15 protein-coding genes are annotated in these 16,985 nt (G+C 31.1%); 7 read left to right on the plus strand and 8 right to left on the minus strand.

The window, feature by feature from the left end:
* Positions 1–2 precede the first annotated feature (2 nt).
* From Q0049_RS00060 to bchE, 7 genes are read left to right on the plus strand one after another with little or no spacing between them, the layout of a single operon-like run.
* Positions 3–299: a transcriptional regulator gene (locus tag Q0049_RS00060; protein WP_298114971.1), complete on the plus strand. Its 297-nt coding sequence runs from the start codon at positions 3–5 to the stop codon at positions 297–299.
* 49 nt (positions 300–348) lie between these two features.
* Positions 349–723 carry a DUF2809 domain-containing protein gene (locus Q0049_RS00065; RefSeq protein ID WP_298114973.1) on the plus strand — a complete coding sequence of 125 codons (375 nt, stop codon included), beginning with the start codon at positions 349–351 and terminating at the stop codon, positions 721–723.
* Positions 720–1,487: an oxygenase MpaB family protein gene (locus tag Q0049_RS00070; RefSeq protein WP_298114976.1), complete on the plus strand. Its 768-nt coding sequence runs from the start codon at positions 720–722 to the stop codon at positions 1,485–1,487. Before Q0049_RS00065 ends, Q0049_RS00070 begins: the two co-directional genes overlap by 4 nt.
* Before the next feature lie 20 nt (positions 1,488–1,507).
* Positions 1,508–1,963, plus strand: a complete 456-nt coding sequence (locus Q0049_RS00075; protein ID WP_298114978.1) for a hypothetical protein — start codon at positions 1,508–1,510, stop codon at positions 1,961–1,963.
* A 2-nt stretch (positions 1,964–1,965) separates the two neighbouring features.
* A complete protein-coding gene (locus tag Q0049_RS16615; RefSeq protein ID WP_367178925.1) occupies positions 1,966–2,619 on the plus strand; it encodes a DUF1361 domain-containing protein in 654 nt (217 codons plus the stop codon).
* Between the two features lie 4 nt (positions 2,620–2,623).
* Positions 2,624–2,938: a hypothetical protein gene (locus Q0049_RS00080; RefSeq protein ID WP_298114981.1), complete on the plus strand. Its 315-nt coding sequence runs from the start codon at positions 2,624–2,626 to the stop codon at positions 2,936–2,938.
* On the plus strand, positions 2,939–4,390 hold the full coding sequence (gene bchE / locus Q0049_RS00085; RefSeq protein ID WP_298114985.1) for a magnesium-protoporphyrin IX monomethyl ester anaerobic oxidative cyclase: 1,452 nt from the start codon (positions 2,939–2,941) through the stop codon (positions 4,388–4,390).
* An 8-nt stretch (positions 4,391–4,398) separates the two neighbouring features.
* Here bchE and Q0049_RS00090 read toward each other — a convergent pair whose 3' ends face one another.
* From Q0049_RS00090 to Q0049_RS00125, 8 genes are all read right to left on the minus strand, one after another.
* On the minus strand, positions 4,399–5,988 hold the full coding sequence (locus Q0049_RS00090) for a gliding motility-associated C-terminal domain-containing protein (protein ID WP_298114988.1): 1,590 nt from the start codon (positions 5,986–5,988) through the stop codon (positions 4,399–4,401).
* Positions 5,989–6,126: 138 nt separating this feature from the next.
* Positions 6,127–7,560, minus strand: a complete 1,434-nt coding sequence (locus Q0049_RS00095) for an MFS transporter (protein ID WP_298114991.1) — start codon at positions 7,558–7,560, stop codon at positions 6,127–6,129.
* Between the two features lie 37 nt (positions 7,561–7,597).
* Positions 7,598–8,440, minus strand: coding sequence for an endonuclease/exonuclease/phosphatase family protein (locus Q0049_RS00100; protein ID WP_298114994.1), 843 nt, complete (start codon positions 8,438–8,440; stop codon positions 7,598–7,600).
* The gene (locus Q0049_RS00105) at positions 8,441–10,330 is read right to left on the minus strand and encodes a discoidin domain-containing protein (protein ID WP_298114997.1); all 1,890 of its coding nucleotides are present in this window, start codon (positions 10,328–10,330) and stop codon (positions 8,441–8,443) included.
* An 8-nt stretch (positions 10,331–10,338) separates the two neighbouring features.
* Entirely contained in the window at positions 10,339–12,435 is a 2,097-nt protein-coding gene (locus Q0049_RS00110) for a glycoside hydrolase family 97 protein (protein WP_298115001.1), read from the minus strand.
* Positions 12,436–12,535: 100 nt separating this feature from the next.
* Positions 12,536–14,839, minus strand: a complete 2,304-nt coding sequence (gene bglX, locus Q0049_RS00115; protein WP_298115003.1) for a beta-glucosidase BglX — start codon at positions 14,837–14,839, stop codon at positions 12,536–12,538.
* Positions 14,840–14,862: 23 nt separating this feature from the next.
* Entirely contained in the window at positions 14,863–15,555 is a 693-nt protein-coding gene (locus Q0049_RS00120; protein ID WP_298115005.1) for a prolyl oligopeptidase family serine peptidase, read from the minus strand.
* Positions 15,555–16,949 carry a glucoamylase family protein gene (locus Q0049_RS00125; protein ID WP_298115007.1) on the minus strand — a complete coding sequence of 465 codons (1,395 nt, stop codon included), beginning with the start codon at positions 16,947–16,949 and terminating at the stop codon, positions 15,555–15,557. Before Q0049_RS00125 ends, Q0049_RS00120 begins: the two co-directional genes overlap by 1 nt.
* Positions 16,950–16,985: the final 36 nt, after the last annotated feature.

The following is a 16,985-nucleotide window of genomic DNA, read 5'->3' on the forward strand; positions in this document are numbered from 1 at the left end:
ATTTGAAAACCATAATACAAAATATCAACAAGGCCTTTGATCACCGAATTCGTTTGGGGATCATGTCGGTATTGATGGTCAACGAAAGTGCCGATTTTAATATGCTTAAAGAACTATTAGGAGTAACTGATGGAAACCTTGCCTCTCATACTAAAGCATTAGAATCTGAAAACTATATTGCTATTGAAAAACAGTTTATCGGAAAAAAACCTAATACTAAATACATTGCAACCAAAGAAGGAAAAAAAGCGTTCAAAGATCATATTGATGCGCTTGAAAAATTAATATCAAAAAGCTAAAACTATTTTTTTATCCAAATACTTTGGAATACAAAGTACTTTTAAAAATATGAAGAATATAAATATAAAATTTCTAATCATCAGTTGTTGCATCTTAATAATAGAAATATTGATTGCTATTTATGCTAAAGATGATTTCATTCGACCAATATTTGGTGACTATCTAGCATCAATTCTAGTATTTTACTTATTGGCAACATTTCTAAAAACAGATTTGAATAAAATTGCAATCCTATCATTATTAATAAGCTATATGATTGAATTTTTACAATATATCAACATTCTGGAACTTCTTCATTTAGATAAAATCAAATTCCTAAACATCTTACTCGGAAACTCTTTTTCATGGACTGATATGATAGCTTATACTCTAGGAATTCTAACCATTCTTCTAATTCACAATCCTAATAAAATTAAATCATGAGCTATTTTGTTGACGAGAAATCGATTGTTAGAGAAATCTGGAAAAATACAGATGTAGTTCTGTTAATTTTTGCGGGTTCAGCAGCCGAATTTGCTTTAAACAAAGCAGTAGATTGGTTGTACTTTACGGGTAAAATTCCAGCAAATCCGTTGGAACGATTATTTTCAACTGTTGAATATGCTCAGAAGATTGTTTTTTCTGAAAATGATTTGGCTTTAGCTACCATTGATTCAATAACTCAAATTCATCAAGGAGTTGAAAAAAGTCGCGGTAAATCCATTCCAGATTGGGCTTATAGAGATGTACTTTATATGCTTATAGATTATTCGATTCGCTCGTTTGAATTATTAGAAAGAAAATTACAAATCACTGAAAAGGAGGAAATTTTTGATGTTTTCTATCGATTAGGATCAAGAATGGACTTGAAAGACTTACCAACTACTTTCAACGAATGGATTGTTGACAGAAACGTACATTTAGAAAACGATTTACAAAAAGGAAAATTCACTATTCATTTATTTCAACAATACAAAAAACATTTAGGAAGTTTTCGCTATTTCATTTTGATTCAAATCCAACAAATATTAGTTCCGAAGGTTGTCCACGTCCAACTTTTTCAAACTTCTAATTTCCCAACAATTACAATCCTAAAACTTTATAAATCAAGCAAAAAAATAAGATTAGACCATTTAATAAAATCTATAATCCTACCAAAGCAACATAAAGAAAACCTTATCAAGATTGGAAAATTTGAAAAAACATAAAACTATTTATTATACAAAAAATGAAAGATTTACTAATTGAAAAAATGTACGAATTAACCAAAAAACCTTATCAAAAATTCATCAAAAAAGGAATTGCTTGGAATGTAACCCCAAAAGAATTAATCACTTATAAAGAAGATAGTTTAGGATTTCATTTGGGTTGTTTTCTACTAAAATACAATTTTGAAATGCAACCAAAACTAGAAGATCATGATGTAATTCATGTACTTACAAATACTGGAGTTACTGTTGTAGATGAAATTGCAATGCAATACTTTTTATTGGGAAATGGTAAAAAAAGTGCCTACTTATTTATGGTAATCTGCATTGGAACTGTCTTCTATCCTACTCATATGAAACACTTTATTCACAATTACAAACGCGGCAAAGATGCACATCAATTTCATGATTTAAATTTTTATAAAATGTTATCCATTCCTGTTAAAACAATTCAATCAACCTTTAATATTAAGTAACTATGAACAATTTATTTTCACTTTATGTATTAAACAAAAAGCAAAACAATTTTTTAATTTTTAGTTCAATTATTGCCTTAGTTTTACTTTTAATTCGTGTAAAAATTACCCATTCATTTTATCTTTTATTTCTTATTTGGAATTTAGTTCTAGCGGTTATTCCTTATATAATATCTAATTTCATAAAAATTGATTTAAGTATAAAAAAATATAATTTCCAAAATCTGTTTTTGATTTTATTATGGTTACTTTTTCTTCCTAACACCTTTTACCTCATTACTGATTTTGTGCATTTAAACCATAACAATCTGATTCAATTTTGCTTTGATTTCATACTACTTTCAAGTTTTACAATAGCAGGTTTTTACTTTGGAATGTTATCAATATCGACAATTCATCAACAAATTGACTTTTTCTACACTAAAAAAGAATCGACACTTTTTATAATAACAATAAGTTTTTTATGCGCCTTTGGAATTTATTTAGGACGTTTTCTTCGTTTTAATAGTTGGGATATAATTACCAATCCATTTTTTTTAATTGAATCCATATTCAATTGTCTATTCGAGAATGAAACCTGGTTATTCACTCTTGGATTAGGCACACTAATTACAATTGTAAACCTTATATATATCAAGTTAAAATCAAATAACTAAAATTATGACCAAAAAACAATATGAAAATGCAACAGGTATTTTCTCAACACAACTAGCCATTGGTTCGTTCATCATTGGAACCATACTTCTCATTATTCAATTATTATTTCCAAATGGACACCTACTTTTTATTGGAGTTTTGTATGTAATAATCGCAATTTTAGTAAATCTATTAATGCTCTTGCAACTTTTGTATTTATTACTAACACAAAGAAATCATCAAGACTATTTTACTATTAAAATACTAATTCTTTTAGCCAACATTCCAATCGCTTTTGTGTATTTAAAAATCGTTTTAGAAAAAATAAATATAAATTAAATGAAAATACTAATCATAAATCCACCTCACTTATCCATCGGAAGTAGAATGCCTAATGAACATTTGCCTCCTTTGGGATTACTTTCAATTGCTGGTCCACTTATAGATATTGGACATGAAGTTAAACTTTTAGATGCTGATTATAGTAACATGAAGCATTTAAAAATTGTAGATGAAACAATAAGATATAATCCAGATTTCATTTTACTTGGTCATTCAGGTTCAACCTCAGCACAACCAATTATTAATGAAATTACAAATCTTATAAAAGAAGAAAATAACTCGTTTAGAATCATTATTGGTGGTGTTTTCCCAACCTATCATTGGAAAGAAATTCTTGAAGAAAATCCGCAAATAGATTATATTGTTTGTGGTGAAGGTGAGCAAGTTATACTTGATTTAATTAATAGTTTAGAAACAAATTCTGATTTAAATTCTGTGAGAGGTATTGCTTATAAAAATAATTCAGAAATAATAAAAACACCAATAGCACCAACAATTAAAGATTTAGAAAATTATAGAATTGGTTGGGAATTAATGAAAGGATATAATTATACCTATTGGGGAAAACGAAAAGCAGTTGTTATACAATTCTCACGTGGTTGTCCTTATCCTTGTAGTTATTGTGGCCAAAGTTTGTTTTGGAAAAAATGGCGTCATCGAAATCCTCAAAAACTAGCCGATGAAATTGAAATGCTTCACAAAGAATATGGAGTAGAGGTTATAAATTTTGCAGATGAAAATCCGGCAACTTATAAAAAAGCATGGCAAGAATTTTTAGAAGCTTTAATTGCTAAAAATCTAGATTTAACTCTAGTAGGTTCGCTAAGAGCAGACAATATTGTTCGTGATGCAGACATAATGCATTTATATAAAAAAGCTGGTTTTGAACGATTTTTATTAGGAATAGAAAACTATGATGAAACGGTTTTAGAAACTATCAAAAAAGCTGGTTCAACCACAATGGACAAAGAAGCAATTCAAATTTTAAGAAAAAATGACATCCTTTCAATGGCTACTTATGTTGTTGGATTTGGTGAAGAAACAACTAAAGATTTTATAAATTCATTAAAACAATTATTACATTATGATCCAGATCAAATTCAATTGCTATATGTTACACCACATAAATGGACACCTTATTTTGAAGATGTAAAAGAAAAAGAAATAATACAATTAGATCAACGTAAATGGGATTACAAACATCAAATTTTAAAAACTAAATTGAACCCTTGGCAAATCATTTTATATGTAAAATTAATTGAAGTAATCATGCAATCACGACCAAAAGCTGTAATGCGATTGTTTCTTCATAGAGATAAAAAAATCAGAAAAGCAATGAGTTGGTACACTCGAATAGGAAAAAGAGTTTGGATATATGAATGGTTGCAATTCTTTTTTTACGATAAGCATACCAAAAAATCAATTCGATTAAATGAATTTTGGAAGTAAAAATAAAACTACTTTTCTCTATTGAGGTAAATCCATCCTGTTTTAGAATTATCGTCTTTAAAATCAATTACATAATAATAAACCCCATCAGGTAATTCATCTCCTTTTTCTGAAATTCCAGTCCATTCATTTTTATAATCTGCTCTAGTATATACTTTTACACCATATCTATTAAATATAGAGAGTTTTTTAACATCTAAATTGCTCAATTCAAAAAAGTCATTAAAACCATTGTTGTTTGGTGAAATACCTTTCTGTATATCACAATAAATAGTAATTGCCGCATAAAAAGATTCGCCTTGACAACCAAGATTATTAACAATTAGTTGATATATTCCAGGCTCAGTAACAACCAAAGTTGAATTTGTTCCGACTAAAACTTGATTTGAATCCAACCAATTATATGACACGTCAGAAGTTACATCAGAAAAAGCAACTAACTCATAATCCTTACCATTGCACCTGTAATCAATATTTACATTAGGTTTTAGATTAACAATTAGATTAAAAGTAGTATTTACTGCACATTGACCAACATTAGGTGTAAATGTATAGGTTGCAGAAGCAGTATTATTTATTTGAGGTGACCAACTGCCAATTATTCCTTCATTAGAAACTGTAGGAAATTCAGAGATCACTTGACCTTTACAAATTTGACTTGGCAACGAAAATGATGGTGTAATTATCGGATTTAGAGTAACTGTTAAAGAAGTTGTTGGACTATAGCAATTATTTATACTATCATAAAAAGCAGCATAATAAGTTACACCTATTGGCTGAGACTGCGCTTGAGCAAATGTTAATTGATTTGCATTGGTAGCTGTGGCAGTTGTAAACCAAGCTAAACTTACTCCAGTAACTGAAGGCAAATTAGTTGCATTAATTGAATTTAAATTAACAGTATCAACTCCACAAAAAATTGTATCGGATAAAATTGGAGCAATTGACCCACTATTACAAAGTGGCACAATAGAATTTGAACAAATAGAAACTAAAGAGCCATTCGAACCTCCGTCTCCATTGATTGTAATTGAAGTAAAATTGTTTGGAGCCGTAATAGTAAATATTCCTCCACCTCCATCAGATACTCCTGAACCTGCTCCGCTTAAAATTGTATTCCCAATTATGGTAGAAAAACATGATAGAGACGAACTTATCGATGGAACTCCTCCGTTTGTATTAAATATAAAATTTTCACTCTCAAAACCAGCACCTGTCATAGCAATAACTAAATTATTAACAGGTTGGTCAAAATCTAGAGTATAATTAAATGATCCAAATGAACCTAACCAAATTGAATTCGCAGGTGTTATTACTGAACCACTACAAGTAGAATATTGATTTGGATATGTAGATACATATCCAGAAAATGTTGCCGTGACAAATACACCATTTACTATTGCAGGCGGAACTACAGAATAAGAGCAATCTGCAACATTCATATTAACACCAATCTTAGAGCTATCTTGAACTTTGTTATTCTTTACTATATTAAATGGAGGATTATCAAAATCGTTATTTACTTTAACTTCACTATTATTATTTTGACCATAAACAAAACAAGAATAAAGAAAAATAAAAATGATACTTTTTTGCATAGCTAATGTTTTTCACAAAACTAAGAAATAATTACTATCATGATAAAAAAACTCCGAAAGAAACCTAAATTTCCTTCGGAGTTTTTAAATTATTGAATAATCACTGTAAACTGAACACTGATTACTGAACACTATTTTCTAATGTCCGCCACTAACTTTTTTGTCAAAATTAATTCCTTGATCTTTTAATATACCACTTACTTTCCAAGCATAAAAAGCTAAATAAGCAAAACATAAAACACCAACAATATAACTTACATGAATTGTTGTTAAATCGGCAACATATCCTTGCAACCAACTTACAATTCCTCCACCCATAATCATCATAATTAAAAAGCTACTTCCTTGACTTGTGTGTTTTCCTAAACCACTAATCGCTAATGTAAAAATACATGGCCAAAGCGTGCTACAAAATAATCCAACACTAGTAAATGCATAAACACTTGTCATACCTGTAGTAGCCATTCCAATAACTAATGCTAAAATTCCTAATGATGAAAATATCAAAAGCATTTTTGCAGGATTTCCTTTACTAGCCATATCAGCAGCAATTAATACCAAAATAATTAAAGCATAAACATAGAATGGAGACAAATCATGTTTTGCTAAAGCATTTACAAATAAGAATACTCCAAAAGCTAAGTAAGGTGCAATAAAACGAAGTATTTTTTGTAAGTTCATATCTTCTGTAAAAGCTTCAACTGCACCAGTCCAACGACCAATCATTAAACTAGCCCAATACAAAGAAATATAAGGTGCAATATCTTTAGTCAAAAAACCTAAATCTTTTTCCATGTATGCAGGTAAATTACTTGCTGTAGATACTTCAACACCTACATACACAAAAATTGCAATCATTCCTAAAATCAATTGAGGATATTTCAATGCAGAACTTCTAGATGTACTAATAGATTCGTCTGATTCTACAACTGCTTGAGGTTTATCAGGTAATGATGAAAATTTTAATAAAATTGCAACTAATAAAAATGCTGCTCCAAGAACTAAATAAGGAATTTTTACACTTTCAATACTCATATCGGTGTTTCCTGATGTTGCTGAACCAAAAATAGCAAAACTCACAATTAGCGGTCCAATTGTTGTTCCTAAATTATTAATTCCTCCAGCTAAAGTTAATCGTTGTGAACCTGTTGTAATTGGTCCTAAAGCAATCGCTAATGGATTTGCTACTGTTTGTTGCAATGAAAAACCTAAAGCAACAATAAACAATCCTGATAACATTAATGGAAATGATCCTGTGTTTGCCGCAGGATAAAATAATAGAGTTCCTAAAGCCGAAATCACTAAACCTAATGCTAAAGAGTTTTTATATCCAATTCTATTAATTAAATCGCCTTTTGTTAAATAGGAAATTATCATATAAATTATAGAACCAACTGTGTAAGCAACATAAAATGCTACAGATACAAGCTGACTTTGCCCTTGTGTTAAATCGAATGCTTTTTTAAATACGGGAATTAAAATGTCGTTACTTGCAGCTACAAATCCCCAGAAGAAAAATACGGTTACTAAAGGAATAAATTGACCCCAATTAGTTTTTTGTTCTGTACTCATAAGTTTTAGTTTTTGGTTTTGGTTATTTAGTATTTAGTTATTTTATTAAAAATGTTGCCATTATTGGCAAATGGTCGCTTGGATATTTAAAGTCATAAAAGTCGTTTATTGTAATGAATTTTCGAACTTTTATTGAAGAAATTTTATCAAAAAAAATGTAATCAATTTGTTTTTCAAGTTTAGTTTTGAAATCGAAAGCATTCCATGTAGCTTTCTCACCATAAGGTTTTGTTTCAGAAACTGATGAAGCTTCATGTAACGATTGTTTTAATAATTGAACAGAATCTTCATTTGAAGTGGCATTGAAATCTCCTGTGATAATTACTGGAACTTGTTTTTTAGCTTTTAAATCTATAACTAATTTTACAATCATTCTAGCCGATTCCATTCGGGCGACTTTTCCTTCATGGTCAAAATGTGTATTAGCAATCCAAAATTGCTTTCCTGATTTTTTGTTTTTAAACAATCCATAAGTTACAATTCGGTGGCATGCTGCATCCCAACCTTTTGAAACCGAATCAGGTGTTTTTGAAAGCCAAATTGTTTTTTGCTCTATTAGTTTAAACTCTTTTTTGTTGAATAAAATACACGAATATTCCGCAAATTCTCCTGCTTCTCGTGGCAAACCTATATAATCATAATTGGGAGATTTCATCAAAATAAAATCCAATTGAAACTTTTGAACTTCTTGTAAACCTATAAAACTTGCTTCGTAATAATTCAATAAATCGGTAACTTTTTCTTTTCTAATTTCCCAATTATTTTCTCCATCATTTGCTGAACCCAATCGAATATTATAAGACATAACATTCATATCAGTTTGAGAGAAAACTTGAACTGAAGTAAAAAACAAAACTATAAAAAGAATATTTTTTTTCATTTATTCACATTTAATGACTTCTGTCCTTGGACTTATTCCATTATTATTGAAAGCTTCAATTTGAAAATAATAGGTATCTGTTCTATCCATTCCTGTAAAGAAATAATCGTTTTTGCCATAAACCATAATACTTCCATAAAGTTTATCCGCCGATTTTCCAAAATAGATTACATAACCATCAGCATCGGGATTTTGTTGCCAACGAATCCATGAGCTTCTTCTTTCTCCGTATTTTTTTGCATCAGCTCGAAGTACAACAAATTTTACAACCGCTTTTGGAGCATTTCCGTTTCCTTTTCCAAAAACTCTAAAACCACTCAAGGCAAATTTTCCTGTTGGCATTTTGATGTTTTCTAATTTTAAATAGCGTGCTTTTGAAGGATTTTCAAACTCAATATAATCGTGTGGAACATCTGTTTTATTTTGGCTTTTATCAACAAGTGTTGTCCATTTTTTACCATCGATAGACGCTAAAATTTTATACTGATGAAATTTTCCTAGCGTTTTACCCATAAATTCAACATCCTGATCAGCGTAATTTATTTGGATAGCATTAATTGTTGAAACTTCACCTAAATCGGTTTGAAACCACTCGCCTTTTTCACCTGTTTTTGCACTCCAATAGGTTCGCATATCTTCATCGACAGCATAATTAGGTTGGTTTCCACCAAGTGTTGAGGAAACTTGAACAGGTTTATTATAATTTAGTAACATCCAACCTGAAAATAATCCTTTTGTAAAGTCTTTTTCTTTTGCAAACTCAGGCAACAATGTTGGATAATCGCCATAAGCTGTGTTACAATACATAACATCGTCTTTGTCAAAACCACTTGGCCAAATACCGATTCGACGTTCGAAATTGTTTTTTTGTCCTAAAATTACAGTTGATGTATGCCACCAATTTCCAAAATTGTCTTGATATGTTGCGCCATGTCCAGCACCACGAGCAAAACCTCCAGGTTTATAGGAAAAAGGATTGTGTGATTGATAAGCAAAACCTTCTAAAGGATTTTCACTAACATAAACTCCGTCAGCATATCCTGAAAATTCTGTTGCTGGTGCACCATATTGAAAATAGTATTTATTCTTATACTTTGTAACCCATGCACCTTCCATAAACGGTTGTAAAAATGAATTGTCGTTATATTCTCCAAATCGTTCCCAACCGTGATCATTTGGTTTTAAAGTTAAAATAGGTTTTACAAATCCATCCGATTGTAAGGTTTTTGTGTTTAACTCTGTACCAAGAAGTGGAAATTCATTACTTGAACCCCAATATAGAAACAATTTATCTTTTTCTTCATCATAAAGAAATCCTGGATCCCATGCGCCAACATTTAATGTATCTATGGCAATTTTCCAATCATCTTTTGTTGGATTTGTACTTTTCCAAATGGGGAAATCTTTTTCGTGCGTAGAACCATAAACATATAAAGTATCTTTCATTGCAAAAACTCCTGGCGCATTCAAGTCGTGAGTGTATTTATTGTCTAAAAGGAATTTTCTGTATACAAAATTCCAATTGAGCATGTTATCGCTCCACCAATATCCTTCTTGATTTGTAGAAAAAAGAAAATATTTTTTTTGAAAATTTACAATAACTGGATCAGCAGTAGCGCGGTGTTTTCCTTGTTCAGAAAACCATTTAAAAGGTGTGTAACCATAGTCAATATTGATGGGATTACAATAGGTTTTTTGTTGGGAAAACGTATTTTTAAACGAAAACAGGAGTATTAAAACCAAACTAGCCCTGATAGCAATGGAAAGCCAATTTTGTGAAAAATCTATTTTTTCTTGACGAAAAAAAGCGACCAAAGAAGCTTCTTTTTTGTCATTAGAAAAAAAGGTTTTTGCACAATTGCTTGTAATGGATAGCAGGAAATGGCTCATTGAAAAAATTAATTTATGGGTTCAAAACTTATAGCAGTTCCGCCACCATTAGCTAAACTTAATTTAATTTTTGACTTAGAAGTAACTTGCATCGTTTTTATATCATAGCTTATTGGGTTATTTTTCCAATCGGCAGTTTTGCCATCTTGATAAATTGTGGCTTTATACTTTTTATTTGGCGAAAGAAAATCAAGTTTAATTTCGGTTGTTCTTTTATTCTCATCGGTTATTGCACCAAGGAACCAATTCTCTGAATGTTTGTCTTTTCGGGCAATAGTTAAATAGTCGCCTGGTTCCGCTTCAAGGTATTTTGATTCTTGCCAATCGACTGCTACATCTTTAATGAACTGAAAAGCATCTGGATATTTTTCGTAGTTTTCTGGTAAATCGGCAGCCATTTGTAAAGGTGAATACATGGTGATGTAAAGTGCCAATTGTTTAGCTAATGTTGTATGAACTTGCTCTGTTTTTGACTTATCATACACACTCATTTTGATTTCAAAAATTCCTGGTGTGTAATCCATTGGTCCACCAAGAAGACGTGTAAATGGTAGAATTGTTTCGTGCATTGGTGGATTTCCGTTGCTCCAAGCGTTGAACTCATTTCCACGAGCAGCTTCGGCAGCAATATAGTTTGGATACGTTCTGCTGAAACCTGTTGGACGTGAACTTTCGTGCGAGTTGACCATCATTTTATAATCTGCAAAACGTTTTGCTACAAAATTGAAATGGTTAACCATAGTTTGTCCGTCATGAAATTCGCCACGAGGAATAATTCGACCTACATAACCAGATTTTGCTGCAGGATAACCATACTCTTTCATTAAATTTAAAGCTCTGTCAAGATGTCTTTCATAATTAGCCACAGAACCTGAAGTTTCGTGATGCATAATCATTTTTACACCTTTTGACTTTGCATAATCATTGATTTCTTTCAAATTATAATCTGGATATGGTGTTACAAAATCGAAAACATTTTCTTTCCAATTTCCGAACCAATCTTCCCAACCTACGTTCCAACCTTCGACAAGAACTCCATCAAAACCGTGTTTTGCAGCAAAGTCAATATATCGTTTCGTATTCGCAGTTGTTGCGCCGTGTTTTCCTGTTGGAATTAAATTTCCTGCAGCATTTTGTGCATTTTGCGAACCTGCATAATCCCATGTGGCTTTTCCAACGTGCATTTCCCACCAAATTCCAACATATTTCATGGGTTTAATGAAAGAAGTATCTTCGATTTTACAAGGTTCGTTTAAATTTAAAATCATTTTTGAAGAAACAATATCTCGAGCATCATCACTCACCATAATTGTTCGCCAAGGAGAAACGCATGGTGCTTGAAGATACGCTTTATCTCCAATGGCATTAGGAACTAAATTTGATGTTAATTTATATTCATTAGGAACTAAATCTAAATGCATTACAGGATAATTGACAACCGCAGCTTCGAAAATATTGATGTAAATTCCATCAGCAGTTTTCATTTGTAATGGCGATTGCACTCTGTATTTATCTTTAATAGATTTTAAACCAATGCCATTATTCAAATCTATTTTTGAATTATCAACTTCAGATAATTTTGTTTCATTATACACATATTCTTGTGAATCATAATCGCCCGGAATCCAAAAAGTTTTGTGATTTCCTGTTAGATTAAATTGTGATTTCTCATCAGAAATTATAAAATAATTTAAACTTGGTTGTTTTGGAAATTCATAACGAAATGCAACGCCTTCATCAAAAACTCTGAAAATAATATTTAACTTTCTGTTACTTGATAACTGCGAAAGAGAAACCGTCATTTCGTTGTAGTTATTTTTAATATTTGACTGTTCGCCCAAAACAGGTTTCCAAGTTTCGTTGACACTTTTTCTATCAATATTTTCGATACGAAAATTAGCGTCAAGACTATTTGTTTCTTTTAGTTTAATTCCTAAATCGCTTTGAAGTATTATAGGTTTATTTTTATATGCTAAAGTATAACTAGGAATTCCATCAGAAGATAATTTAAAATCTAAAGAAATATTTTTAGATGGTGATTGTATGTTTTGTGCATTTAAAAAAGCAATAAACAAAAGTAGAATTGTAGTTAATTTGTATTTCATTTTATATATTTTTTGCTAAAGATAGAGAAAAGAATATTATTTTTTTCAAAAAAACCCTTTAGTAAAGTGCTAAAGGGCTTTAAAAATGCACAAAAAAATTCTATTTAACTAACTCCAAATTTATTTTATTGGTAGCATCGGAATCTTTCCCGATGAATATTTCAAACTGACCTTCTTCTGCAACAAATTGTAAATCTGAATTATAGAATTTTAAATCTTCTACAGAAATTTCGAAAGTTACTGTTTGCTTTTCTCCTTTTTTAAGGAATATTTTTTTGAATCCTTTTAGTTCTTTCATTGGACGAGTTATCGAACCAACAACATCTCTAATATATAATTGAACTATTTCTTTTCCATCATAATTACCTGAATTTAAAACATCAACAGAAATTGAAACTTTTTCAGAAAAATTCATTTTTGATGATGACGTTTTTAAATTAGAATATTCAAAATTAGTGTAACTTAAACCATACCCAAATGGATAAAGTGGCTCATTTGGGACATCAAGATAGTTAGAAAGAAACTTTTGAAACTTTCCTTCCTTGTTGTTTAATGGTCTTCCTGTATTTTTATGATTATAATAAATTGGAATTTGCCCAACATTTCTTGGCCAAGTAGCTGTTAATTTACCTGAAGGATTGACATCCCCAAAAAGTACATCAGAAATTGCTAAACCAGCTTCACTACCAGGAAACCAAACATTTAATATTGTTGATAATTTTTTATCTTCTTCTACTAAAACTAATGGTCTTCCTGTAAATAATACTAAAACTACTGGTTTACCTGTTTTAAGTAATTCGTCAAGTAATCTTTTCTGCACAAGCGGCAATTCTATACTTGAACGACTACTACATTCGCCATTCATCTCTGCACCTTCACCAAGAACTGCAATTAAAACGTCTGATTTTTTTGCTACTTCAAGAGCTTCTGCAATTAATTCCTCATCAGTTCTATTATCTCTCACATACGATTTTGGATTGTGAGGATTGATATTGATTTTTTCTTCTGCTGCAGTTGAAAGGAAATTACATCCTCGAGCAGAAAGTATATTCACACTTTTTCCAACAGTACTTTTTAAACCTTCTAAAATTGTTATTGGTTTATCAAAATTTGCTGCAACGCTCCATGTACCGGGCATATTCGCTTTATTATCGAAAAGTGGTCCAAAAAGTGCAATAGTTCCCGATTTTTTTAAAGGTAAAATATTTTTGTCGTTTTTTAATAATACCATAGATTCAGATGCAACTTTACGGGCAAAATCTCTATTTTCTTTTGAAAAAATTTCTTTTTTTGCTAAATCAATATCGCAATTTTTATAAGGATTTTCAAATAACCCTAAATCATATTTTGCGGCTAAAATTCGGGTAACAGCAGTATCAATATCACTCATTGAAATTTTACCTTCTTCTAAAGATTTTTTTAAAGTCGATAAAAAACCTTCTCCAACCATATCCATGTCAATTCCGGCTTTAAGTGCTAACGAAGAACAATTTTGCAAATCGCCCATTCCGTGCTCTATCATTTCGGGAATACCTGTATAATCTGTTACTACAAAACCATTGAACTTCCATTGATTTCTTAAAACATCGGTCATCAACCATTTGTTACCTGTTGCAGGAATTCCGTCAACTTCATTGAAAGAAGCCATTGCAGTTCCAACTCCAGCGTCAACGGCTGCTTTATATGGTGGAAAATATTCATTATACATTCTAACACGACTCATATCTACAGTATTGTAGTCTCTTCCAGCTTCTGGTGCGCCATAAAGTGCAAAATGTTTTACACAAGCTAACAAAGAGTTTTTAGCTTTAAGGTCATTATTCTGATAACCGTTAACCATTGCTTTTGCGATTTGACTGCCTAAATATGTGTCTTCACCACTTCCTTCAGAAACTCTTCCCCAACGTGGTTCTCTAGATAAATCAACCATAGGTGAAAAAGTCCAATTGATTCCATCTGCCGTTGCTTCATTTGCAGCAATTCTGGCAGTTTGTTGAATCATAGGCATATCCCATGAGGAAGATAATCCTAGAGGAATTGGAAAAATTGTTTCATACCCATGAATTACATCCATTGCAAAAATTAGCGGAATTTTAAGTCGGCTTTGTTCTATGGCAACTTTTTGAACTTCCTTAATTCTAGAAACCGATTTTATATTAAATAATCCTCCTACTTTTCCTTCTTTAATTTTTTTTGCAATATCAGAACTTCCAGCTTGTCCAGTTGTAATATCACCAGAAGTAGGAAGATTCAATTGACCTAACTTTTCATCGAGAGTCATTCTTGATAATAATTCTGAAATGAATTGGTTTTTAGGTGCAATTGCAACGGTTTTTTTCTTTTGTGCAAAAATTACTGATACCGATAAAAGAGCAAGTATAACTATATGATTTTTTAATCTCATAATTCAAATTTATTGTAAACTAATTATTGTTTTTTTTGTTGAAACATCCATTCATAAAATTTTGGATTTGAATAGGTTGAATCCCAACTGTTGTGATTGTCGTTTGGAAAAATGGTTAAGCTTGCATTAGGATTAACTTTTTTTAATTCACTAAAAATATCAATCGAATTATTTACTGGTACAACATCATCTAGAGCACCATGAAAAATTTGAATTGGTAAATTTTTTAACTTCTCAGCTTGAATTATCATTACTCTATCAACTGGTGGACATACTGGAGCAATTGCTGCAAAAAGTTCAGGATGTTCCAATGCTAATTTAAATGTTCCCCATCCGCCCATACTCAATCCTGTTAAATAAATTCTAGATTTATCAACATTATATTTTGCAGAGATTTCTACTATTAATTGATAAATTGCTGTTGTATCCCACCAAATATTTTCGGGACATTGTGGAGCTAAAATAGCACACGATTCTTTTATTAAACTTTGATATGTAAATGGACTGTGATTTTTAACTAAATCTAATTCTGTTCCTCTTTCGCCTGAACCATGAAGAAAAACTATTAAGGGAAATTTTTCTTTTTGATTTAATGGAAGTTGAAGAATATATTGTAATTCATGTTTTGTCTTAATTTCTTTAGAAAATGATGCTTTTATTTCTTGAGAAAAAATTGATATTGAAAATAATGATAGAATGAGGCAATATTTTTTCATTAAAATCCGTGTTGCGTTGATGAAAATCCTAAATTTTGTAATCCTGTTTTAACTTCTGGAGCTTGCATGAATAAATTCCATAACAATCCTGTACGGTGATTTTCAATCATAGGTGCAATTGTTCCTTGATCTATGGCTAAATATCTTGGTGTTTTCCAAATATATTTTGGAGAAAATGCATCATAAGGTCCAGCAACTCCAACATATCTTGCTCGATGTTCTTGATACAAATATTTTAGAAATTTCATACTTTCAACTGGAGTATATGGAAATGATGATAAGGCAGCTGTTGGAGATATGACACCTCTATCGTTATTAGGTTGATGAGCTGCATATCCTGTTGAACCATTAGAATTTCTTGAATAACTAGCCGTTAAACCCCAACATTTATCACTATAATCTGTGTATGCTAAAGGGTTAGCCTTGCAATATTCTAACATTATTTTTGCATGATTTTGAATAAGCGTCCAATAATTTGCATACTGATCTGACAATCCTCTTGGATCAAGACCTAAATAAGAATAGTGAGCCCAAAACATTGGACCAACGTTTCCGTTAGCACCATTATAATTAAAAACTACAGGAATTCCATATCTTGTTGAAGCATTTTGAATAGCTCCATTTCTTGCCCATGCTTGATTATAAGCTAAAGTTGAAATTGGATGCGTTGGTGAAGCAGCGGCCATAACATAAGTAATTAAACATTCGTTATAACCTTCTAATTTGAAATTCATTTCCCAACCGTAGTTTGGCGACCAATGCCAATACAAAGCATTTTCTCCTTTAGTGTACCAATCCCACTCGACACCTTTCCACAAGTCATCTGCCTTTTGAGCTAAAGCTTGCTCTTCTGCTGTTCCGTTTTTAAAATATTCTCGAACAGTAATCAAACCTTGACAAAGAAACGATGTTTCTACTAAATCACCACCATTATCTTTAGTTCCAAACGGAATTACATGACCATTTGTACCATTAATCCAATGCGGCCATGCACCATGAAATCTGTCAGCGGTTTCAAGAAAATTTAATGCTGTTGTAAGTCGAGAAACAGCTTCTGCCCTATTGACAAAACCTCGTTCTACACCTACAATAATTGTCATTAATCCAAATCCTGAACCTCCTGTGGTTACAATATTGGCATCATTTGAAACATCATCAGTATGATATCGTTCTCTGGCTAATTTTGAGTTAGTTTCTGCATATTCCCAAAAATACTTTAGTACATCTTTTTGAACTTGGTCTAAAGCATCAGTATCTGAAATAGGCGTTATGGGATCATTTATTACTGGAACAATAATTTCTTCTTCCTCTTCAACAATAGTCGACTTATCTGAACACGAGCAAGAACTGAAAAGAAAAGGAATAATAAGTAAATATTTTGAAAAACTGTTCATGATAATATATTATTGAAAATTAAAAAATAAAAATCT

The organism is Flavobacterium sp., from assembly GCF_027484205.1.
In the GTDB taxonomy this organism is placed as follows: Bacteria; Bacteroidota; Bacteroidia; order Flavobacteriales; family Flavobacteriaceae; genus Flavobacterium.